A 20,002-nucleotide genomic window follows, 5' to 3' on the forward strand; every position below is an offset into this window, starting at 1 on the left:
AACTCGCTGGCCCGGTGCCGCGGGTTGCTTACAGCTCCATGATGTCTTCGTTCCAGAGCGTGGGCTCGGCTTCGATGAACTCGTTCATCATATCCACGCACTCCTGCAGGTCGAGGTCGACCACTTCCACGCCGTGGCTTTCGAGGAAGGCCCGCGACTCGCCGAAAGTGCGCGACTCGCCCACGATAACCTTCGGGATTTTGAATTGCACGATGGTGCCGGCGCACATGTAGCACGGCATGAGCGTGGTATAAATAACAGTGTCGCGGTAAGTACGCTGGCGGCCGGCATTGGTCAGGCAGTCCATTTCGCCGTGCTTGATGGCGGAGTTTTCCTGCACGCGCTTGTTGTGGCCCTGGCCCACTATTTTACCATCCCGGATGAGCACCGAGCCAATGGGAATGCCTCCTTGCGACCGGCCCAGGCGGGCTTCGTCGATAGCGGCTTGCATGAATTCGTCTTTCTGTTTCTGGTCGGTCATGGGTGGGATTCTGTCATTGCGAGGACGAAGGACGAAGCAATCTGTCCTGGTCTCAGCGCTAAGCTAAATAATGTGATAAGTTATAGTAGGAGACTTGAAAAAGGGCTTGTCACAATAGATGGCTTGTCGCTTTCAGAGGACGGATTGCTTCGTCCTTCGTCCTCGCAATGACAGGGAAGCACTGCTACCGTGCGCAAACGCCGCGGTAGGGGCAGTGCTCGCACTTTTTCAAATCGTCGGTTTTGCGAATGGGCTCCGTTGGGTCCAGAATGCGCAGTACAATTTTACGCACCAATTCTTCCGAAACCTGCACGAAATCCTGCCCTTCGGGGGTGAGGAAGCTTAAGTCCGCCGACAGCAAGCCTTTGTCGAGGTTGCGCATCGAGACAATGGCGGTGTTTTCGGTTTCGCGCTTTTCGGTGCTGGCCAGCATGAGGCGGTAGAGCCAAAGCTGGCGCACTTTGTCGGCGCTGGAGGTGGCTTCCCAGAGCAGGCGTTCGGTGGCTTCGGCTGGGGTGAGCTTGCCGCGGTTGGTGAGGTTGAGGTCGTTGGCCTCGACGAGGCCGGTTTTGTAGTCGACCACGCGCAGGCGGCCGTCGGGCAGCTGGTCCACGCGGTCGGCTTTGCCGAACAGGCGCACGGCGAGCGGGCCGGAGCCGGGCACATCGACGAACACCGTGGCAGCTAGGTCTTTCTCTAGGCTGAACAGGCGCAGCGGCAGGCCCTCGTTCTGCTCCAGGCCCTCGAGATAGCGCGAAATAAGGCGCACCGCCACTTGGCCGTACACGTGGTTCAGGCCTTCGTCTGGGCGGGCGTGCTTTTCAGTTTCTTCCTGGCGCAGGGCCTTGCGCACTTCCTCGGGCACGTGCTTGAGCAGCTCCGGGATGTCGGCGGCCGTGATGGGGCGGGCCTGCTGCTCAAAAGGCATCATCAGGTTTTCCAGCGCCGCGTGCACCATGGTGCCAAAGCTGCCGGCCTCCAGCGTTTCCTCCACGGCGTCGTTTTCCTGGAAGCGGGCCACTTTCGAGAAGTAGAAGCGCAGCGAGCAGGCCAGGAAATCGTTGAGCCGCGAGGGGGAAATGTTGCGTTCGAGCACGCCGCGCAGGGCTGCCAGCATCTCGGGGTCTTTCTCCAAGATGAGGTCGCCCTCGTAAGGGTCGACGGCTAGTTCGGTGTCCGGACCGGCCACGCTCACCGTCAGGTCTTCTAAGGTCAGCTGCGGGTTTTGCGGCAGCAAGTCGTTTTGCAGCTGAAGCAAAAAACGGCTGCGTTCACCGCTTTTCATGCCCTCGGCTCCGGGCAGCACGTGCACCAAATCAATCCGCTTGGCCCGCTGCAGCAGCCGCCAGAAGTTGTAGGCCGTGATGGCCTCGGCATCGGCGTAGGTGGGCAGCTTGAACTCGGTGAGGACGTCGTACGGAAACAGCGACTGCTGCTTTTTGGGCGCGGGCAGCACGCCCTCGTTGCAGCTCAGAATGATAACGTGGTCGAAGTCCAGCGCCCGGGTTTCGAGCAAGCCCATCACCTGCACATCGGCCAGCGGCTCGCCCGAGAAGGGCAGGCGGGTGCGGGCCATCTGCTCGTAGAGAAAGCGCCGGAACGAGCGCACCGACAGCCGCTGCTCCCGGCAATCGAAGGCCGAGTCGAGCTGCTTTATCAGGGTATAGAATAGGTACAGGTACTCGGCCTCAATGCCTGACTGCTTGTCGGAATACACCTGCTTGAGCAAGTCAATCAGTGTGTGGCAGGCGGCAATGATGTCGTCACAGTTATCCCAGGTCTTGAACAGGGCCTCGATGAGCGGGTGGTGCGCCCCAAGTTTCACGAGCTCGCTGGCGGGCAGCAGCACCGCGTTCAGGCGCACGATTTCGCGGCACACGTGGTCCAGAATGCCGTGGTACTGGGGCTGGTTGGGCTGGCGGTCCTGCCAGTGCTGGTAGCGGCGCAGGAAGGGGTGGGCCAGCAGCTTGGTCACGGCCAGGTGGTGGTAGCGGGGTACCCCGTAGCCACTTTCGGCGCTGCCCTCCCGGATGCCAGTTAGGTGCACCTCAAACAGCAGGTCGACTAGGTTGAACAGGGGCGTGGCCTGGAAGCTCAGGCCCATGGTTACGTTGTAGTCGGGTACCTCGTCGGGTGGCAGGCCGTGGAGCACCGGCAGGAGCAGGGTTTCATCGGGCAGCACCACGGCCACGGTGGCGTCGGGGTACTGGCGCCGGGCCTCGGCCAGGAGCTGGCCGGCCAGCTTGCCCTGCATGCTGGGATTGACCACGCCCAGGTAGCGCACGTGGTGGGGCTGGCCGCGCAGCCACTCCACCCCGCCGCCCATGTTCTCGCGGGGCAGGTTCCACTGCTTGAAGTAGCGGCCCAGGTGCTGGCCGGCCCGGTTGGGCGAGCCTTCCTCCAGGTAAAACGGGTCGGCGTCAAAGCGGACTTCGGCCCGCCCGGCGCCGATGAGCAGGCGGATGAGCTTTTCTTCGGCCTTCGACAGGTTGCCCAGCCCCACGAACACGTGGCGGGCCGCTTCGGGCTCGGCGGGGTCCTGGATGCGCTTTTCCAGCTTTTCCACGGCCATGCGGTAGGCCAGGCCGGGGTAGGCGAGGTGGTTGGCCAGCATGCGGCGCTTCAGCTCGCGGTACACTTTTTCGAGCTGGTCCCAGAAGCTGAAGGAGTGCGCGGCGGCCTTGCTTTTTTCCGGCAGGGCGTCCAGGTCCCAACGCTCCAGGGCCTTGGCTTGGCTCAGGTACTCAAACACCTTGCGGGTAGGGGCCAGGTTTTGGTCGAGGTTGGAGAAGTCGCTCAGCAGCAGCCCGGCCCAACCCACAAACCGGTCGAAGTCGAGGTGGGTGTCGATGTTTTTGAGGATGTCGAACAGCAGCAGCTGCAGGGCAATGGGCTCCTCTACCTGCACGCCGGCCAGCTCCACCATGTAGTCTTCCATGGCGGCCACACGCGGCGCCCACAGCGGCGAGCCCGTGGGCAGGGCCAGGGCCAGCTCGTTTTTGAGGTACACCACGGCCCGGCGCGTGGGCACCACCACCACAATTTCCGACAGCTCATCAAGCGGCCCGGAACCGTAACGGTCCAGCAACTCGCGGGCGGTGGCGGCGAGAAAGGAAATGGGCGCCTCAAGCGGCGCAACAGTGGCAGAAGCTGAGAAGGAAGTGGGGCGGGCAGGCATTATGGTAAAGATACCGGAGGCAGCGGATAGGAGTGGTGGCGCGGCGGCGAAGTTGTTTAGAAATTCGTTTTTGGGCCGTCATGCATAGCACAGCAAACCGACGGTCGGCGTAGCCAAGCAGCTCGCTCGCGCCTCTTGTCATGCTGACGAAGGAAGCATCTTATCGCCGCGGAACGACTCAGGCGTGAGAAGATGCTTCGCTGCGCTCTGCATGACAGTGCTGGGTAGAGCTGCTCCGCTCGGTACGACAGTCGGCCTCCGCACTTTTAAACAGGGTGCTCCCGCCACGGCTCGGTTTCGCAATTGGCCACAAAGTCCAGCAGCAGCTCCAGTAGCTCGGGGCGGGTATGGGGGCGCGGCACGAGCAGGCCGGGGATATCTGGGGGCACGGGGCTCAAGAGCTTGCGCAGGTCCTGGGCCTGCGCCACGCGGAAGCCCATGGTCCAGTCGGCGAAGTTGCGACGCTGGCAGGGCCCTTCGGCCAATACCCGGCAGTTGAAGTGGCGCGGGTCAAATACAATGTGGTTGTAATACAGGTCCCGCACCTCCTCTTCTTCGCCTTCCAGCACTTGCAGAAACCGGCCGTCGGGGGTGTAGAGAAGCAGGCCCGTGATGTGGTGAATCCGGTTGAAGGCCCGTGCCTGGTGCATCAAGGCCGTAAGCTCGGGCGTCTCAAACGGCACCAGCGACTGGCTCTGGTAGATGAGTTGGTAAAGGCCCATTAGCGCAACCAGCAGATGTGACCGCAAGGCTCATGCAACGCTCAAAGGGCTCTGTGCTCCTGGGCCATTGCGAGCCTAAAATTAAGCAAAAGATACCGTACGCATGAACAATGAAACTGGTAACCAATAGTATGCTTGGGTCGGGCCTCGTTTCAAAGACTGCGGCCCATTCATCAGGGAGCAGGGCCTTAGAGAAAGCGGAGCGGTGCCTGATTACTTTGCCCACGCAAACTCTACTCCTTGTTTATGCGTCTCCGGTTCCTCCCGTTGCTGGCCGTTGGGCTGGCTGCAGCTCCTGCCCAAGCCCAAACCACACCCGCGCCTGCGGCAGCCCCGGCCGATGCACAGGCCGAGCCGGTGCTCCTGTGGCGGAAATCCGGCAAAACCGGCCTTGGGCTCAACGAATCGCTGCTGAGCAGCAACTGGCGCGGCGGCGGGGTCAACACCATCGGTTTCAACGCCCTGGCCAATCTGCGGGCAAACCGGAAAAGCGGGCCCCACAGCTTCGATAACGAAGCCGATTTCCTCTTTGCCTTTTCCGAAACCAAGGGCCTGGGCTACCGCAAAGGCCAGGACCGCCTGTACCTCGATACCAAGTACGGCCGCGCCATCAGTACCGATTGGGATATGTTCCTGTCGCTGAACTTACTATCGCAGTTTGCGCCGGGCTACAAGTACGACAAGGACGCCACCGGCAACGAGCGCGCCCGCCAGGTTTCCGATTTCTTTGCCCCGGCGTTCATTACCGCGGCCTACGGCTTCGAGTACCACCCCACAACGTATTTCCACGTGCGGCTGGCTCCCTTCGCCCCGCGCCTCACCGTCGTCAACCGCGCTGACCGGTTTGTGGCGGCCCTTGGCGACAAGCCCTACGGCGTCAACCCCGGCCACAGTACCCGCTTTGAAGTGTTGGCCGCCCAAATCCTGGCCGAGCTGGACAAAAACATCAGCCCAACCGTCAACCTGAAAGCGCGCTACGTCCTCTTCGCCAACTACGAGCACCTCAACACCCAGGAAATCGACCACCGCCTCGACCTGGGCCTCACCGCCAAAGTGGGTAAATACATCAACGTCGCCCTCAACGGCATCGCCCTCTACGACTACGACCAGGACAGCAGCGTGCAGTTCAGCCAGGGCCTGACCATCGGCATCGCCTACGCCTTCCAGAACTTCGTGGACGAGAAGAAGTAGCGTAGGTTTGCTACCAGCTATTTCGGAGTCGCACTCTGAAAGAGCAGGTTACTCGTATGGTTCGATGTGGATTAAGACATGCCCTAGTTCGGGAATCTCCTGGCACAGCGTGTCTTTGAGCTGGTGGGCGATGTCGTGCCCTTGCCGGACGGTTAGGCTCGCGGCCACCGTCGCATGCAGGTCGACGTGGTACTGCATGCCTGCTTTACGCACAAAGCATTTTTCCGTGCCCTTGATACCGTCCACCTGCAGCGCCACCTTTCTGATTTCCTCAATCAGGTCACCGTGCAGGTGTTCATCCATGATTTCACCTAGGGCCGGCCGGAAAATCAAGTAGCTGTTATATAGGATAAACCCGGAGGCAAAAAGCGCGGCCCAATCGTCGGCCGATTCGTACCCTTTCCCCAGAATCAGGGCAATCGAAATTCCAATAAAGGCTGCAACCGAGGTAATGGCATCGCTCCGGTGGTGCCAGGCATCCGCTTTCAGCGACGAGCTGTTGGTTTCCTTGCTTTTCTTAAGAACCAGCCGGTAAGAAATTTCCTTCCAGACAATGATGCCGCCGAGAATGTAAAGCGTCCAGGATTTGGGCAGGGCGTGGGGCGTGCCGATGTTCTGGATGCTTTCGTAAGCAATGATGGTGGCCGAGGTAATTAAGAAACCAACCACGAGAAAGGTGACGAGTGGTTCGGCGCGCCCGTGGCCGTAGGGGTGGTTTTCGTCGGCCGGCTTATTGGAGTATTTTATTCCCAACAGTACCAGAAAAGACGAAAGGATATCCGTCGTTGATTCGATGGCATCCGCTACTAAGGCGTAGGAATTGCCAAATACGCCGGCGGCCCCTTTTATCAGAGCCAAGCAGGTATTGCCAGCGATGCTGAAATAGGTGGCTTTGATAGCGGTTTGTTCGTTTGTCATTATCGGCAATAATATAGAGCGAACCGACTTCAATAGGCTGTGCCATCCGTCAGGCAATTGGTTGCTCCACAAGGAACTGGCCGGGCCGTTGACCTTAACGGCAAGGAAGTGTGGCCGACTACCTTAACGCGTAAATCCGCTCAATTATCTCCACTACCTTCAGGCCTTCCTGGGCGTTGGTGGTTGCGCAGCTGCGCTGCAGTACCGTTTCTACCACGTTTTCAATCACCTGCACGTGGTTGGCGGCCGAGCCCTGGTAGGGGCCGTAGTCGTTGGCGGGGTTGGTGGGCGGCAGCGGGGGCAGGGTGTAGTCGCGCAAGTGGCAGTACTCCACTTTGTCCATGTATTGCCCGCCCAGCTTGAGGCTGCCGTGCTCGGCCACCACCGTGAGGCTGCTTTCGAGGTTGCGGTCCCACACGGCGGTGCTATATTGCAGGGTGCCGCTGCCGCCGCGCAGCAGGTCGAAGGTGACGAGGCCGCTGTCCTCGAATTCGGTGAGGCCGGCGTGGTTGAAGTCGCGGAAGCGGGCGTCGATATTCGTAATGTCGCCGAACACCCAGTACAGCAAATCTACGAAGTGGCTGAATTGCGTGAAGAGCGTGCCGCCGTCCAGTTCCTGGGAGCCTTTCCAGCCGCCGGCCTTATAGTAGCGCGCATCGCGGTTCCAGAAGCAGTTGAACTGCACAAGGTACACCTGGCCCAGGCGGCCTTCGTCAACCACCTGCTTGAGCCAGGCGGCTGGGGGCGAGTATCGGTTTTGCATCACGCAAAACACCAGCCGCCCGGTTTGCAGGGCTGTTTGCACGATGGTTTCGGCATCGGCTTGGGCCAAGGCCAGGGGTTTTTCCACCACCACGTGCAGGCCGTGGCGCAGGCCGGCTACTGCCTGCGGGGCGTGCAGGCCGTTGGGCGTGGCCACGGTGAGCACATCGGCGACCGGGCCGTGGGCCAGGTAGGCTTCCAGCGAAGCGAAGAACGGCACCCCCGGAAACTCGGCGGCCAGGCTCGGCTGCAACTCCTGGCGCACGTCAATCAGGGCGACTAATGTGGCGCCTGGGTATCGGGAAATCAGGGCCGCGTGGCGCCGACCAATGTGGCCCACCCCGCAGATAACGAAGCGTACTCCGGAGATAGAATTGCTCACTAAACAGATTTAACGCCCAAAGAAAATGCCCAGGCACGCAATAATGTACTCCTGCTGCTCCTCCGTCAGCCGCGGATGAATGGGCAGCGACAGCACCAACCCGCACAGCCGCTCTGCCACGGGAAACTGCCCAGCTTGGTATTCCAGGTAGGCATAGGCCGGCTGCGCGTGCACAGGCAGCGGGTAATAAACCATGGTGGGCACCCCGCAGCGCTGGAGAAAGTGCTGCAAATCATCGCGGCGACCCGGCTCGGCCAGCGTAATGGTGTACTGATGAAAAACGTGGCTGCTGCGCGCGTCCCGGGTCGGGATGTGCAGGCCAGCCATACCCGCCAGGGCGGCATCGTAGCGGGCCGCTACGGCCTGGCGGGCTGCGGTAGCTGCGGGCAGGTGCTGCAGCTTCACCCGCAGCAGGGCGGCTTGCAGGGTGTCGAGGCGGGAGTTCAGCCCAATGTGCTGGTGGTGGTATTTCTGGGTCTGGCCGTGGTTGGCCAACTGGCGGAGCAGGTCGGCGCGGGTAGCATCGCGGGTGAGCAGGGCACCGCCGTCGCCCAGGGCTCCCAGGTTTTTGGAGGGAAAGAAGGACGTGGTGCCCACTTCGCCCACAGTTCCGGCCGCCGATTGCTGACCGTTGGCAAAATCAAACGTTGCCCCGATAGCTTGCGCATTATCTTCAATAAGGGCCACGCCGTGGCGGGCAGATATGGCGTGCAAGGCTTCCAAATCGGCGCATTGCCCAAACAAATGCACCGCCACGATAGCGCCCGTGCGGGGGGTGATGGCGGCTTCCGCCGCCGCCGGGTCAATGTTGAACGTAGTAGGCAGCACATCCACCAGCACGGGGCGCAGGCCGAGTAACGCTGCAGCCTCCAGCGTGGCTACGTAGGTAAAGGCGGGAACAATGACTTCGGCCCCCGCTGGCAACTGCAAGCTCAGCAGGGCCAGGGTAAGCGCATCGGTGCCATTGGCACAGGGAATCACGTGAGCGCCGCCCAGGTACTCGCCCAGCTCCGTGGCAAAGTGGCTCACTGCCGGCCCCTGGATGAACGCCGCCGATGCCATTACCTCGCGCAGGGCCTCGTCCAGCGCCGACTGCATGGCCGCATGCTCCGCCGCTAAATCGAGCAGGTGAATAGGAGAGGGAGGAGCCGGGAGTATCAAATGCAGCGGGTAAAAAAAGTCGGCCAAAGATAGCCGCATCCCCGGCTAGCGGCGCCCGGGGCCGGGCAGCTTAGCCGCCGGGAAATTGAGCTAAAAGCAGAATGCGACTACAGTTGCTTCAGCAGCCAGCTCAACTTGAGCAAGTCGAACGCCCGCAGACTAGGCCGGGCCGAAAGCAGGTTGCGCCGCAATTGGGGCTCCGCAGCTGTCAGCACGGCCTGGGCCGCCGTAGCTACGCCCAGCCGACGCAGCCGCAGCGCCAGCCGCAGCAGCCGCGAATGCCGGCTTGCCCCGTTGTGCCCGTGCACCTGCACGAGGTTGCGCACGGCTTCCTCGCTTTTACTCAAAAAGGATGCGCCGGGCTCCAGCCCGTTGTGCAGCACCGGGTTGTCGAGGTGAAAAACGCTAACGCCCGCCGCTGCCAGCGCCAGGCCAAATTTCGTGTCCTCGTGCCCGTAGCCATTCATCTGCTCATCGAGCGGAAATTGAGCTAAAATACCGGCCTGCACCAGCGCGTTGTTGATGGTGAGCTGGGTGTGGGGCTGCTGCTGGCGCGCCGCGGAGGCGCGGGCCTCGCGGGCTTGGCCGTAGTACCAGCGCAGGTGCAAAGCGGGGTCCGTGGGGGGAGGGTGGTATAGCAGGTGCCGCCGATGAGCACGGGCGCGCGGTGGCAGGCGGCGGCGTACCGGGCCAGAAACCGGGCATCCGGCAGCAGGCTGTCATTGTCGAGCAGCAGCAGCCATTCTTGCTGCGCAGCGGCGGCCAGCCGGTTGCGAATCGCGGCGCGGCCCACGTTGTGCGCCAGTTCGTGGTAGCGTACGCCGGGGCGGTGTGCTAAGGGGCGGTTGAGCGTGCGAATGTTTTCGGCTGAACCGTCGTCGAATAAAAGGATTTCGACCGGGCCGGGCCAGGCCGTTTGCTGCGCGAGTAGGGAGTCAACCAATTCGTTGACGTCGCAATTGAAAACCGGAATTAATACCGACAGCCCGAGTGCCATGTTAATGGACAAATAGCAATGAGCAATCAGCAAATAATAGACGCACGAATTCGCTTAAACGCGTTTGGCCGAATCCAGCAGCTCGCCATCCTTGCACGTGAGCACGCGGTGCGGGTACCGCTCAATTAATTGAAAATTGTGGGTGGCCATTAAAATAGCCGTGCCCGCATTATTAATTTCGCCAAACAGCTGCATGATGCTGGCCGACACGTCCGGGTCGAGGTTGCCGGTGGGCTCATCGGCGAGCAATAACACCGGCTCATTCAGCATGGCGCGGGCAATGACCACGCGTTGCTGCTCGCCCCCCGAGAGGCGGTGGGGCATGCGGTTGGCGGTGCCGTTGAGGCCCACTTGGGTGAGCACGTCGCTGATGCGCTGCTGCTTGTGGGCCTTGCCTTTCCAGCCGGTGGCGTTGAGCACAAACATCAGGTTTTCGGCCACGGTGCGGTCCGAAAGCAACTGGAAATCCTGAAATACAATGCCCAGACGGCGGCGCAGATACGGTACCTTGCTGGCGGATAATTTAGGTAGCGCAAAGCCGGCCACGGTGCCCGTGCCGCTCTGCAGCGGCAGGTCGGCATACAGCGTCTTGAGCAGCGACGACTTGCCCGCGCCCGTGCGGCCGACCAAATACGCAAACGCGCCTTTTTCGAGGGAAAACGATACTCCCTGCAGCACCGCTTGCTGCTCCTGCATTATAGTCGCATCGTGCAGCTCAATAACGTTTTCTGTCTGAACCACTGTTTTATCGGGTTAGTCGGGTTAGTGGGTTTTTAGCGTTGCGCTTAATTCGGCTGCATAACTGCCATTTCAGCGAAATAAAACGCGTTAAATCGCGCAGCGAAATCAGCAAGTTTTACTGGTGATTCCAAGCATAATTGGCTCAGATTGCCAGGGGCCGCAGCTTGCCAAATTCGAGTTCTGCAATCACGGCGGCCAGCTCGCTTTCCTTGCCTTCGAGCCCGTAGCGGTGCAAGTCCTTGAGCGGCCGGTCGGCCCGGAAGTACGCAATGAGCACGAAGGCTTCGTCCCGTAACTGAATGTAATCGGGGATTTTGGCCTTGCCTTTTACCTTGATGATGTACATTTTTCGAGTTGAGTTAAAAGTTAGGAGTTATGAGTAGGGATTGTGAGTGCGTTAGTCAGCTGACCGTGAACTCATAACTCCTAACTTTTAACTCATAACTCAATTACGAATTAACCTTCTTGTGGTCGGCCAGGAAAGTGGCCAGGCCTTTGTCGGTAAGCGGGTGGTGGAGCAGCGCGGTGATGACGTTGAGCGGGCAGGTCACCACGTCGGCGCCAATTTCGGCGCACTGAATTAGGTGCGGCACGTGGCGCACCGAGGCAGCCAGGACTTCGGTGGGGTAGCCGTAGTTGCTGAAAATCTGCACAATCTGTTCCACCAGCTGCAGGCCGTCGTGGCCGATGTCGTCGAGCCGGCCCACGAACGGCGACACGTAGGTCGCGCCGGCTTTGGCGGCAAGTAGGGCCTGGCCGGCCGTGAAAATCAGGGTGCAGTTGGTTTTGATGCCTTTGTCCGAGAAATACTTGATGGCTTTCACACCCTCCTTGGTCATCGGCACTTTCACCACGATGTTGGGGTGCAGCTCGGCCAGCTCCTCGCCTTCGCGAATGATGCCGTCGAAGTCGGTGGCGATAACCTCAGCCGATACGTCGCCATTCACCAGCTCGCAGATTTGGCGGTAGTGAGCCATCACGCTGTCCATGCCGCGGATGCCTTCCTTGGCCATAAGCGAGGGGTTGGTGGTCACGCCGTCGAGGATGCCCAACTCTACTGCTTCGCGGATGTCGTTGAGGTTGGCGGTATCAATGAAGAACTTCATGGAAATAATTGAAGAATGAGGAATGAAGAAGTGGGAATGATGGCGCAAAGCGGGCGGTGCCACCGCCCATTCTTTATCCCTCATTCTGCATTCCTCATCGGAAAAAGGTCGGCCCCAAAGCTACTCATTGGGCCGCCAAAATGCGGAACAGAGCAGCGATGGGGCCGACCGGAAAAGGCAAAAAAAAGCAAGCCAAAATCGCACCGCTACAACCACCTACCCTTGCTACCTTCCGGTCCTGGGGGAGTTCAGCAGGAGCTGGTCGTTCTGACTTGCCGATGCAAAGATAAGGCACGAACCACGGATTAGCGTGGGTTTTAAACGAATTTCGTGGATTTTGTAGTCAGCTAAGCCACTGCTACTGGGATAAGCGCGTGATTAACAGCTTGACTGTTCTGCTAATAGAACGGGTTTCTGGCCTCCTAAAAGCAGGGTTCGGGGAGTGAAGTTGACTATAGAATCTGGGAAAGCCATTCAGAATCGGTGCTCATCCGTGGTTAGCTTTGCACCATGGAACGACTTATCATTCTGGATTTCGGCTCGCAATACACGCAATTGATAGCCCGGCGCATCCGCGAGCTGCACGTGTTTTGCGAAATTCACCCCTATACCCACGCCCCGAACCTCGTTTTGACCGACGATATTCTGGGCGTTATTCTTTCCGGCTCGCCCTGCTCGGTGCGGGAAGAAGGCGCACCCAACCCCGACCTGAGCCACATTCAGGGCCACGTACCGCTGCTGGGCGTGTGCTACGGCGCGCAGCTGCTGGCCCAGCAGGGCGGGGGCGAGGTTACGCCGGCCACCATTCGCGAGTACGGCCGGGCCCGGCTTTCCCAATTGGACGAGGCCTCGCCGCTGCTCGAGGGCCTGCACGCCGAGTCGCAGGTTTGGATGTCGCACGGCGACACCATCCAAACCCTGCCGGCTGGCTATGACATCATCGCCAGCACACCAGAAGTGGCGGTGGCAGCCTTCAAAATCGAAGGCCAGGACACCTACGGCATCCAATTTCACCCCGAGGTAACGCACACCACCGAAGGCAAGCAACTGCTGCACAACTTCGTGGTCAATATCTGCCAGTGCGCCCAAAGCTGGACGCCCGACCACTTTGTGGATTCGGCCGTGCAAGCTCTGCAGCACACCATCGGCCCCGACGACCAGGTGATTCTGGGCCTCTCCGGCGGCGTCGATTCGAGCGTGGCCGCGCTGCTGCTGCACCGCGCCATTGGCCCCCGCCTCCACGGCATCTTCGTGGACAACGGCCTGCTTCGGCAGGACGAGTTTGCTACGGTGCTCAAGGCTTACGAAGGCCTGGGCCTGAACGTGACCGGCGTTAATGCCGCGCCCGAGTTCTACGCCGCCCTGGTGGGCCTCACCGACCCCGAAGCCAAGCGCAAGGCCATTGGCCGCACGTTTATTGAGGTATTCGACCGCGAAGCCCACAAAGTGGAAGGTGCCGCCTGGCTGGCCCAGGGCACCATTTACCCCGATGTCATTGAGTCGGTATCAGTGAAAGGGCCGGCCGTGACCATCAAAAGCCACCACAACGTGGGCGGCCTGCCCGACGACATGAACCTGAAAGTAGTGGAGCCCCTGCGCATGCTATTTAAGGATGAGGTGCGGGAAGTGGGCGCGGCCCTGGGCCTGCCCGGCGAGATACTGAACCGGCACCCGTTCCCCGGTCCCGGCCTGGGCATCCGGATTCTCGGCGACATCACCCCCGAAAAGGTAGACCTGCTGCAGCGCGCCGACAACGTATTCATCAACCTGCTGAAGGAGCACGACCTCTACTCCAAAGTGTGGCAGGCCGGCGCCATGCTGCTGCCCATCCAAAGTGTGGGCGTGATGGGCGACGAGCGTACCTACGAGCAGGTGGTAGCCCTGCGCGCCGTGACCAGCGTGGACGGCATGACCGCCGACTGGGCCCACCTGCCCTACGAGTTTCTGGCCGAGGTTTCCAATAAAATCATCAACCAAGTGCGCGGCATCAACCGCGTGGTGTATGATATTTCCTCCAAGCCCCCGGCAACGATTGAGTGGGAGTAGAACGGGCTTGACAATTCACAGAACGTCATGCTGAGCGCAGCCGAAGCATCTCTACCTTAATACTAATCCAATCGATGGAGTTAGTTGCTCGGTAGAGATGCTTCGGCTGCGCTCAGCATGACAGCCTTTTTTCAAAGACTAATAACACAAGGAAAACATGCGCTGGCACTGCCTCCAACATATGCCCGACGAAGGCCCGGGCCACGCGGCCGACTGGCTGGCGGCGCACGGCCATTCGCTCACTTTTACACGATTATTTGAGGCGAATCCGGCATTCCCGGCACTGGCTGAGTTTGATGGGCTGCTCATCCTCGGTGGGGCCATGAGCGTGCACGACGAAGCCAAATTCCCCTGGCTGCGTGAGGAGAAAGCCTTCATCAAGGAAGTATTGCGGGCCGGTAAAGTGACGCTGGCCATCTGCCTGGGCGCGCAGTTGGTAGCCCAGGAGCTCGGAGCCGAGGTGCGGCCCAATGCAGAGCCGGAAATCGGTTTTTGGACGGTGCGCTTCTCTGCCAAGGCGCTGGAACACCCACTGTTGCGCGGCTGGCCAGAGAAAGCGGGGGTGCTTCATTGGCATGTCGATACGTTTACGGTACCGCCGGGGGCTATCCGGGTGGGCATGTCGGCGGGCTGTGCCACGCAGGGTTTTGTGTGGGGCGATGGTATTATTGGCCTCCAGTTTCACCCCGAGTTCACGGTGGAAATGGTGGAGAAGCTGATGCAGTTTGAAAACCACGAAGCGGCCGAAGAGCAAGAATTTGTGCAGACTGCCGAGCAGATTCGGGCCAAGCTCAAATCGGTTTGGAAGGGCCGCAAGCTGCTGGAGTCGCTGCTTGCGAATCTGGTGGCTGTGCATGAGGGGGAACTGCTCTCCTTTTAAACCCAGGAATCCAGAAATAACGGTCATGCTGAGCGCAGCCGAAGCATCTCTGCCGGGGAAGTAATGAATTACTCTTGTGGTAGAGATGCTTCGGCTGCGCTCAGCATGACCGTTTTATAAGTTTTAAAACCGGGCACCCTAAAACCCTTTCGGCAACTCAATTCCCTTGATGGTCTTGTACAGGCTCAAGGCATTCTGGTCGGTCATGCCCGCCACAAAATCGGTCAGCAACAGAATCTTTTCATAAGCCGATACGCCGGCTTGGTGGCCTTCGGCGCGGAACTGCTCGGGCAGCAGGAGCAGCAGTTTGCGGCTGCGGTGGCCTTGGCCCTCGTCGAACACGGCACACAGAAAAGCATCCAGCAAGCCACCGAGGACTTCAAAGCCGGCGGCTTCAATTTCGAGCACCGGGCGGCTGCGGTACAGCTTCTCGATGCTCAGCCGCTGCACTTCCTGCAAATCAGCCCAACAGCCCAGTTCTTTGATAAGCGGCTGGTCGTATTCGCCACACAGGATGGCCGGGGCGTGTTGTGCAAACAAGGCCGCCGATTCGGCCACCAGCTTGCCAATCAGGCGGGCGCGAACATAGCCCAATTCCTCGCGCCAGTCGTGCCACTGCACACTGCCCACGCGGCCGGCCGGGTCGTTGAGCATCTTTTTCAGCAGGCCCAGCCCGGCTTGCGGATCAATCAGGCCCAGTTTCAGGCCGTCTTCAAAGTCGATGATGCGATAGCAAAGGTCATCGGCCGCCTCTACCAGAAATGCCAGCGGGTGGCGGTGGGTGAAGCCCAGTGCGCGGTCGCCTTTGGGAATCAAGCCCAACTCGGCGGCCACGTGCCGGAAGCGTGGATTTTCGGTTTGGAAATGACCGTATTTCTTTTCGGAAGCTCCGCCCGATTTGGCTTCGGCCGGCACGAGGCTGGGCTTGGGGTATTTGGTGAAGGCGCCGAGCGTGGCGTAGGTGAGGCCCAGGCCGGCGGTGCCGGTGCTGTGCGCGGCGTAGGTGTGAGTGAGGATGCGGAAGCCGGCCGCATTGCCTTCAAAGTGCTGCAAGTCGGCCACTTCAGCGGGCGTGAGCTTGTCCAGGTACGGCGCGGCGGCGTGGCTGGCAAAGTAGCTGCTGATGGCGTCTTCGCCGGAGTGGCCGAAGGGCGGGTTGCCGATGTCGTGGGCCAGGCAGGCGGCGGCCACGATGTCGCCGCAGTCCTGGTCGAGGTTGGGCAGCAGTTGGGCCAGGGCGGCATCGTTTTCCAGCAGGTGGCGGGCGGCGAGGCGGCCCAGCGAGCGGCCCACCACGGCGGTTTCCAGGGAGTGGGTGAGGCGGGTGTGCACGAAGTCGGTTTCGGGCAGGGGCATCACCTGGGTTTTGCGCTGCAGCCGCCGAAAGGCGGAGCTGAACACCACCCGGTCGTAGTCCTGCACGAAGGCCCCGCGGACGGGCGCGGCGCTGGGCGGGGGCAGTTGCTGGTCGGGAAAACGGCGCTGCGACAGCAGGCGCGGCCAGTGCATGGGCTCGGGCATCGGGGAAAAGACTGAAGGCGAAAACGGGCCGGGCGGCCTTATTGAGCTAATTTTTGGTCCAGCAGCCGGAAGGGATTCGCTTCGGTGAGGTTCAGGACGAAGCGAATGCGGTCGGTGAAATCCTGGCGGCTGTTGGGCAGGCCGTTTTGGTACTGCGAGCCGGCTACGGGCAGGTACAGCTCAAAAACGTTGCGGATAACCGGCACCACCACACCGGCGTCGTAAAAGAGCCGTTGGGCTGGCCGGCCTTCCACTACCTGGCGCTCGGCGGTGGCCCCAAAATCGCCGAATAAGGCAAGGCGCGTTACCGGCAAGTCGGCCTTTAGGTTGAGCGTGCTGAGCCATTTGCCGCTCGTGGCGGGCACATAGGCCTTGAAAGCGCCGTCGCGATTGTCGGTCTGGTGCAATTGGGCCGTGACGGTGTGAGAAATCTGCTGGCGGTCCAGGAAGGCGGTTTGGCGCCGGTAGTCGGGGCTGCCGCTGAGGCCGAGGAAGAACACGTCGTCCCGGGTCTGATTCAGAAAGCGCCCGCCAAACAGGCGCACCGACACGCGCTTCTCGGGAGAGTAATACCGCTCGTAGCTGGCCTCGGCCCGCAGCAGCAACGCCGTGCCGCTAAACTCAGCGCCCTTAGACGTATTGTCGAGCTGGTTTAGCTCAACCTGGGCCGCCCAACTTTGCAGGGCATTGCCGGCATGCACGCCGTACTCCACGGTGGTAATGTTGTTCACGCCCCGGTCCTGGTCGTCCACGGAGGTGAGGGCTATTTTCACTTGGTGCTGGGGCTGGTCGTAGGCCGAGTGGGGCAGCACCACCGTGATGCTGGGCTCCAGCTTCAGGTAGCGCTCGAAGCGCTGCACCAAGACGCCCGTAATCACCTGGCGGCTGCCGCGTGCGGGCAGCACGTTGAGCTTGAGGGACGCAATGCCGTTGAGCTCGTTGCGGTTGAAGCTGTACATGGGCATGGCCAGGTACTGCACCTTCTTGATTTGCAGCGGATTGTTATAGAAGGCCGCGCCGAGCATGAACTTGTCGGATGTATTGGCCCCGAGCACCGGCGCCCAGTTGATGAAGGAACGGTCCCAGCGCTCTACGCCGACCAGCGGCTGCAGGCGCACGGGCTCCCAGCGCCGGAAGTTGCCATCGCCGAGCAGCAGGCGGTCGTCGCGGCGGTTAAGCTCGGGGGTGACGTATTCGGCGTCGACCACCACGGCGGCCACGTTTTCCCGGCGGAAGTCGAGCTGGGCTTCGGCGTCGTCTTCGGGGTTGCCGAAGGGCGGCGTCCAGAGCGTTTGGAGCACCTTGCTCTGGGCATCTACCGTGGAAACGGGCACGGCCCAGAGTACCGGCGAATCGGTCCGGACCAGCACTTTCACGACGTCGCCAATTTGCTGCGTGGCAAAAATGTCGGCGTTGTATTCGCGGGTATTGGTCAGCATTTCGCGGAAAAACCAATCCAGCTTCTGGCCCGTGCTTTCCTCAAATACCGCCTCCATATCCTCGGGGTAGGGGTGCTTGAACTGCCACTTGGCATAGTAGGCGTGCATGGCGGCGTCGAACTTCTCCTGACCCAGGTAGCCGGCCAGGTACCTGAGCAGCGCCGCCGTTTTGAAGTACACGATTATGCCGTAATTATTCTGCCCGAAGGCGGCCGACGTGGGGCCCTGCACCGGCTGGTCGAGGCCCCGGCTGGCCATTACCTGGTACGGCACCTGGTTGAGGGCGCTGCCGGGCAGCCCCTCCACGCCCAGCGCGCTGGCGGCACGCTTATTTTTATAAATGCCCTGCAGCAAACCGTTTTGCGGGTTTTCGCGGGCTTCTACCCGGAGCTGCTCGTAGCTGTTCACGCCCTCGTCCATCCACGGGAAGTCGCGCTCGTTGCTGCCCAGAACGCCGTAAAACCAGTTGTGGCCCACCTCGTGCACTATGGCGTCGGGCTCGGTCACGGTCACCATGGGGTATTCCATGCCGGAGCCGGCGCTCAGGGCGCCGTCCACGGCGGTGGCGGCCGTGTAGGGGTACTCGCCCACCCACTGCGAGTAGTAGGTGAGGGCGTCGTTGACGTCCTGCAGGCCCTTAATCCATTTTTCCGCCTCCTTGTTGGTGAACAGCACCCACGAGGTAACGGCCCGGCCCGAGGGCAGGGTCACGCTGCCTTTCAGCACATTAAAGCGCTTGTCGGCAAACCAGGCGAAGTCGTGCACCCGGTCTTGCTTGTAGCGCAGGGTCTTGGTGGCAGCGTCAGAAGCCGGAAACGACAGGTCTTTGCCGAATTCCTTGGCCGTCTTTTTAAGCGCGGCTTCGGCGGCCAGGGCGTCCATGCGGGCGCGCTCGTCGGGGTTTTGCAGCTCGCCGGTAGCGCCCACTGTGTAGTTGGCGGGCAGCGTAATGGTGACGTCGAAAGAGCCGTATTCTGAATAAAATTCGCCCTGGTCGAGGTACGGCATGGGGTGCCAGCCGCGCCGGTCGTACACCGCGGGCTTGGGATACCACTGCGTAATCTGATAGCTCTGTCCCACGTGCCCAAAGCGCGAAAACGACGCCGGAATCTTCACCCGAAACGGCGTGCTGATGGTGGCGCTGGCCCCGGCCGCCAGCCGCTGGGGCAGCACCAGCTTGGCCATGTCGGGGTTTTTGGGGTCAAATTCCAGCTTGGCCGGCTGGCCGTTTACCTTAAAGTCGAGCCCGTCGATAAAGCCCCGGTCGGCGGCTTTGGCAAACTGAAACTTGCGCTTGCCGTTGCGCAGCTGCTGCTTGGCGAAGGCCGTGGAGTTGTCGCGGTAGGCGTTGGGCCAGAGGTGAAACCAGATGAACGACAGCGTGGCGGGCGAATTGTTGATGTAAGTCAGTTCCTCGCGCCCGGTGAGCTGGTGGGTTTTGTCGTCGAGGGCAACGTCGATGGAGTAGTTGACTTCCTGCTGAAAATAAGGGGCCGAAGAAATGCGGGGCGTCTTGGCAGGTTTGGCGGGTTGGGCCAGGGCCAGGCCCGGGAGGAGGGCCAGCAACCCGAACAGTATACGGTTTTGCATGCAGTGGTAGAAACGAGGAACATCCGTACGAACAACGGACGAGTGAAAGTAGTAGGTGAGGGGCCAGCCGCACGCCAGATGGCCCCTCGGGGTACGGCCAGCTTAGCTCAATGCTAGAGAATAGGGTCCTCGTGCGTACGGCCCAGCAGGCGCACCGTGCCGTAGCCCACCAACAAAAACAGCCCAAAAACGAGCGTCACGCCCCAGGTGCCGGGAAAGGAAAACGGGTGCAGCACGCGGTTCACAATGTCGTAGAACAGCGTGAGCGGGTTGGTAAGTACGTCCCAGGAATTGAAGCGCAGGTAGCGGCCCAGGTAGATGCCGAAGCTGCTGAGCAGCAGCGCTACCGTGGCAAAGGCCCAGCCCACCCAGGCACCCAGCCGCAGCTGCACCAGCCGCTGCATGTCCGAGAGCGAGGCGTAGGCCAGCATCAGCCCGTTCCAGGCACAGCTCAGAATCAGGGCCAAATCGTACCAGAGCGGTACGCCCGGGCGGGGATTGAGGTGGAACAAGTCGGTGAGGAGGTAGGGCGCGTTGGGAAAGAACAGTATCCAGGCTAGGCTCACCGGTACCAGTATTCGGGTCCGGAGCGGCGCCCGCGCTATGCCCAGCAAGGTGCTGAGCGCGAAGGGAACCACGGCCAGAAACAGATTCCAAAGCAGAAACAGGAACTGCAGGCGGCCCGTCATTGCCATACGGCCCACCACCAGCAACAGGCTGAGGGTGATGGAAGCAGCCAAGACAAAAACCAAGGTGAGCCGGGCACGGGAAAACGGTAGGCTTGAAGAAAGCGACACGGCAAGCAGCTGGGTTGGTGAAGGGAAAGATAACGCGGGGCGCAGCGTCTGGCGTATACGTACGGGCCGGCACTTCGTGGGGCCCGGCAT

The 20,002-nt window shown here is 60.9% G+C and carries 17 protein-coding genes and 1 other RNA gene; 3 read left to right on the forward strand and 15 right to left on the reverse strand.

The window, feature by feature from the left end:
• Positions 1–28: 28 nt before the first annotated feature.
• From AUC43_RS12595 to AUC43_RS12605, 3 genes are all read right to left on the reverse strand, one after another.
• Positions 29–481: a nucleoside deaminase gene (locus AUC43_RS12595; RefSeq protein WP_068194036.1), complete on the reverse strand. Its 453-nt coding sequence runs from the start codon at positions 479–481 to the stop codon at positions 29–31.
• A 184-nt stretch (positions 482–665) separates the two neighbouring features.
• Positions 666–3,659, reverse strand: coding sequence for a PD-(D/E)XK nuclease family protein (locus AUC43_RS12600; protein ID WP_068194040.1), 2,994 nt, complete (start codon positions 3,657–3,659; stop codon positions 666–668).
• 266 nt (positions 3,660–3,925) lie between these two features.
• Positions 3,926–4,381 carry a BLUF domain-containing protein gene (locus tag AUC43_RS12605; protein WP_068194043.1) on the reverse strand — a complete coding sequence of 152 codons (456 nt, stop codon included), beginning with the start codon at positions 4,379–4,381 and terminating at the stop codon, positions 3,926–3,928.
• Positions 4,382–4,627: 246 nt separating this feature from the next.
• Between AUC43_RS12605 and AUC43_RS12610 the strand changes: the two genes are divergently transcribed.
• On the forward strand, positions 4,628–5,572 hold the full coding sequence (locus AUC43_RS12610) for a DUF3078 domain-containing protein (RefSeq protein ID WP_071885907.1): 945 nt from the start codon (positions 4,628–4,630) through the stop codon (positions 5,570–5,572).
• A gap of 48 nt (positions 5,573–5,620) precedes the next feature.
• Here AUC43_RS12610 and AUC43_RS12615 read toward each other — a convergent pair whose 3' ends face one another.
• The 9 genes from AUC43_RS12615 to ffs form a co-directional block, all read right to left on the reverse strand.
• Positions 5,621–6,490 carry a cation diffusion facilitator family transporter gene (locus AUC43_RS12615; protein WP_068194049.1) on the reverse strand — a complete coding sequence of 290 codons (870 nt, stop codon included), beginning with the start codon at positions 6,488–6,490 and terminating at the stop codon, positions 5,621–5,623.
• Between the two features lie 118 nt (positions 6,491–6,608).
• Positions 6,609–7,634 carry a Gfo/Idh/MocA family protein gene (locus AUC43_RS12620; RefSeq protein ID WP_082685075.1) on the reverse strand — a complete coding sequence of 342 codons (1,026 nt, stop codon included), beginning with the start codon at positions 7,632–7,634 and terminating at the stop codon, positions 6,609–6,611.
• A 9-nt stretch (positions 7,635–7,643) separates the two neighbouring features.
• Entirely contained in the window at positions 7,644–8,822 is a 1,179-nt protein-coding gene (locus AUC43_RS12625; protein ID WP_233254003.1) for a DegT/DnrJ/EryC1/StrS family aminotransferase, read from the reverse strand.
• An 80-nt stretch (positions 8,823–8,902) separates the two neighbouring features.
• Positions 8,903–9,403 carry a hypothetical protein gene (locus AUC43_RS12630; protein ID WP_068194054.1) on the reverse strand — a complete coding sequence of 167 codons (501 nt, stop codon included), beginning with the start codon at positions 9,401–9,403 and terminating at the stop codon, positions 8,903–8,905.
• A complete protein-coding gene (locus AUC43_RS20110; RefSeq protein WP_071885909.1) occupies positions 9,286–9,792 on the reverse strand; it encodes a glycosyltransferase family 2 protein in 507 nt (168 codons plus the stop codon). Before AUC43_RS20110 ends, AUC43_RS12630 begins: the two co-directional genes overlap by 118 nt.
• A 54-nt stretch (positions 9,793–9,846) precedes the next feature.
• Entirely contained in the window at positions 9,847–10,533 is a 687-nt protein-coding gene (locus tag AUC43_RS12635; protein ID WP_417999857.1) for a cell division ATP-binding protein FtsE, read from the reverse strand.
• 142 nt (positions 10,534–10,675) lie between these two features.
• A complete protein-coding gene (locus tag AUC43_RS12640; protein WP_068194060.1) occupies positions 10,676–10,879 on the reverse strand; it encodes a fructose-6-phosphate aldolase in 204 nt (67 codons plus the stop codon).
• Between the two features lie 103 nt (positions 10,880–10,982).
• Positions 10,983–11,639, reverse strand: coding sequence for a fructose-6-phosphate aldolase (gene fsa / locus AUC43_RS12645; protein ID WP_068194063.1), 657 nt, complete (start codon positions 11,637–11,639; stop codon positions 10,983–10,985).
• Positions 11,640–11,820: 181 nt separating this feature from the next.
• An RNA gene (ffs, locus tag AUC43_RS12650) (signal recognition particle sRNA small type) lies at positions 11,821–11,918 on the reverse strand.
• Positions 11,919–12,149: 231 nt separating this feature from the next.
• On the opposite strand from ffs, the gene guaA reads away from it, so the two are divergent.
• Complete coding sequence (gene guaA, locus AUC43_RS12655; RefSeq protein ID WP_068194066.1) at positions 12,150–13,685, forward strand: glutamine-hydrolyzing GMP synthase; 1,536 nt, start codon at positions 12,150–12,152, stop codon at positions 13,683–13,685.
• 181 nt (positions 13,686–13,866) lie between these two features.
• Positions 13,867–14,565 (forward strand): type 1 glutamine amidotransferase, encoded by a 699-nt coding sequence (locus tag AUC43_RS12660; RefSeq protein ID WP_157781061.1) that lies wholly within the window; start codon positions 13,867–13,869, stop codon positions 14,563–14,565.
• Positions 14,566–14,703: 138 nt separating this feature from the next.
• On the opposite strand, the gene dgt is transcribed toward AUC43_RS12660, so the two are convergent.
• From dgt to AUC43_RS12675, 3 genes are all read right to left on the reverse strand, one after another.
• Positions 14,704–16,086 carry a dGTP triphosphohydrolase gene (dgt, locus tag AUC43_RS12665; protein ID WP_068194071.1) on the reverse strand — a complete coding sequence of 461 codons (1,383 nt, stop codon included), beginning with the start codon at positions 16,084–16,086 and terminating at the stop codon, positions 14,704–14,706.
• A gap of 38 nt (positions 16,087–16,124) precedes the next feature.
• The gene (locus tag AUC43_RS12670) at positions 16,125–19,115 is read right to left on the reverse strand and encodes a M1 family metallopeptidase (protein ID WP_068194074.1); all 2,991 of its coding nucleotides are present in this window, start codon (positions 19,113–19,115) and stop codon (positions 16,125–16,127) included.
• A gap of 113 nt (positions 19,116–19,228) precedes the next feature.
• On the reverse strand, positions 19,229–19,912 hold the full coding sequence (locus AUC43_RS12675; protein WP_071885910.1) for a DUF1361 domain-containing protein: 684 nt from the start codon (positions 19,910–19,912) through the stop codon (positions 19,229–19,231).
• Between the last annotated feature and the right edge of the window lie 90 nt (positions 19,913–20,002).

Origin of the sequence: Hymenobacter sedentarius, from assembly GCF_001507645.1 — a bacterium.
Classification (GTDB): Bacteria; Bacteroidota; Bacteroidia; order Cytophagales; family Hymenobacteraceae; genus Hymenobacter; species Hymenobacter sedentarius.

What these genes read in the sequence shown, in the direction of transcription:
- AUC43_RS12595 (WP_068194036.1), bottom strand. Translation starts at nt 481, where the DNA reads ATGACCGACCAGAAACAGAAAGACGAATTCATGCAAGCCGCTATCGAC.
- AUC43_RS12600 (WP_068194040.1), bottom strand. Translation starts at nt 3,659, where the DNA reads ATGCCTGCCCGCCCCACTTCCTTCTCAGCTTCTGCCACTGTTGCGCCG.
- AUC43_RS12605 (WP_068194043.1), bottom strand. Translation starts at nt 4,381, where the DNA reads ATGGGCCTTTACCAACTCATCTACCAGAGCCAGTCGCTGGTGCCGTTT.
- AUC43_RS12610 (WP_071885907.1), top strand. Translation starts at nt 4,628, where the DNA reads ATGCGTCTCCGGTTCCTCCCGTTGCTGGCCGTTGGGCTGGCTGCAGCT.
- AUC43_RS12615 (WP_068194049.1), bottom strand. Translation starts at nt 6,490, where the DNA reads ATGACAAACGAACAAACCGCTATCAAAGCCACCTATTTCAGCATCGCT.
- AUC43_RS20110 (WP_071885909.1), bottom strand. Translation starts at nt 9,792, where the DNA reads ATGGCACTCGGGCTGTCGGTATTAATTCCGGTTTTCAATTGCGACGTC.
- AUC43_RS12640 (WP_068194060.1), bottom strand. Translation starts at nt 10,879, where the DNA reads ATGTACATCATCAAGGTAAAAGGCAAGGCCAAAATCCCCGATTACATT.
- fsa (WP_068194063.1), bottom strand. Translation starts at nt 11,639, where the DNA reads ATGAAGTTCTTCATTGATACCGCCAACCTCAACGACATCCGCGAAGCA.
- guaA (WP_068194066.1), top strand. Translation starts at nt 12,150, where the DNA reads ATGGAACGACTTATCATTCTGGATTTCGGCTCGCAATACACGCAATTG.
- AUC43_RS12660 (WP_157781061.1), top strand. Translation starts at nt 13,867, where the DNA reads ATGCCCGACGAAGGCCCGGGCCACGCGGCCGACTGGCTGGCGGCGCAC.
- dgt (WP_068194071.1), bottom strand. Translation starts at nt 16,086, where the DNA reads ATGCCCGAGCCCATGCACTGGCCGCGCCTGCTGTCGCAGCGCCGTTTT.
- AUC43_RS12670 (WP_068194074.1), bottom strand. Translation starts at nt 19,115, where the DNA reads ATGCAAAACCGTATACTGTTCGGGTTGCTGGCCCTCCTCCCGGGCCTG.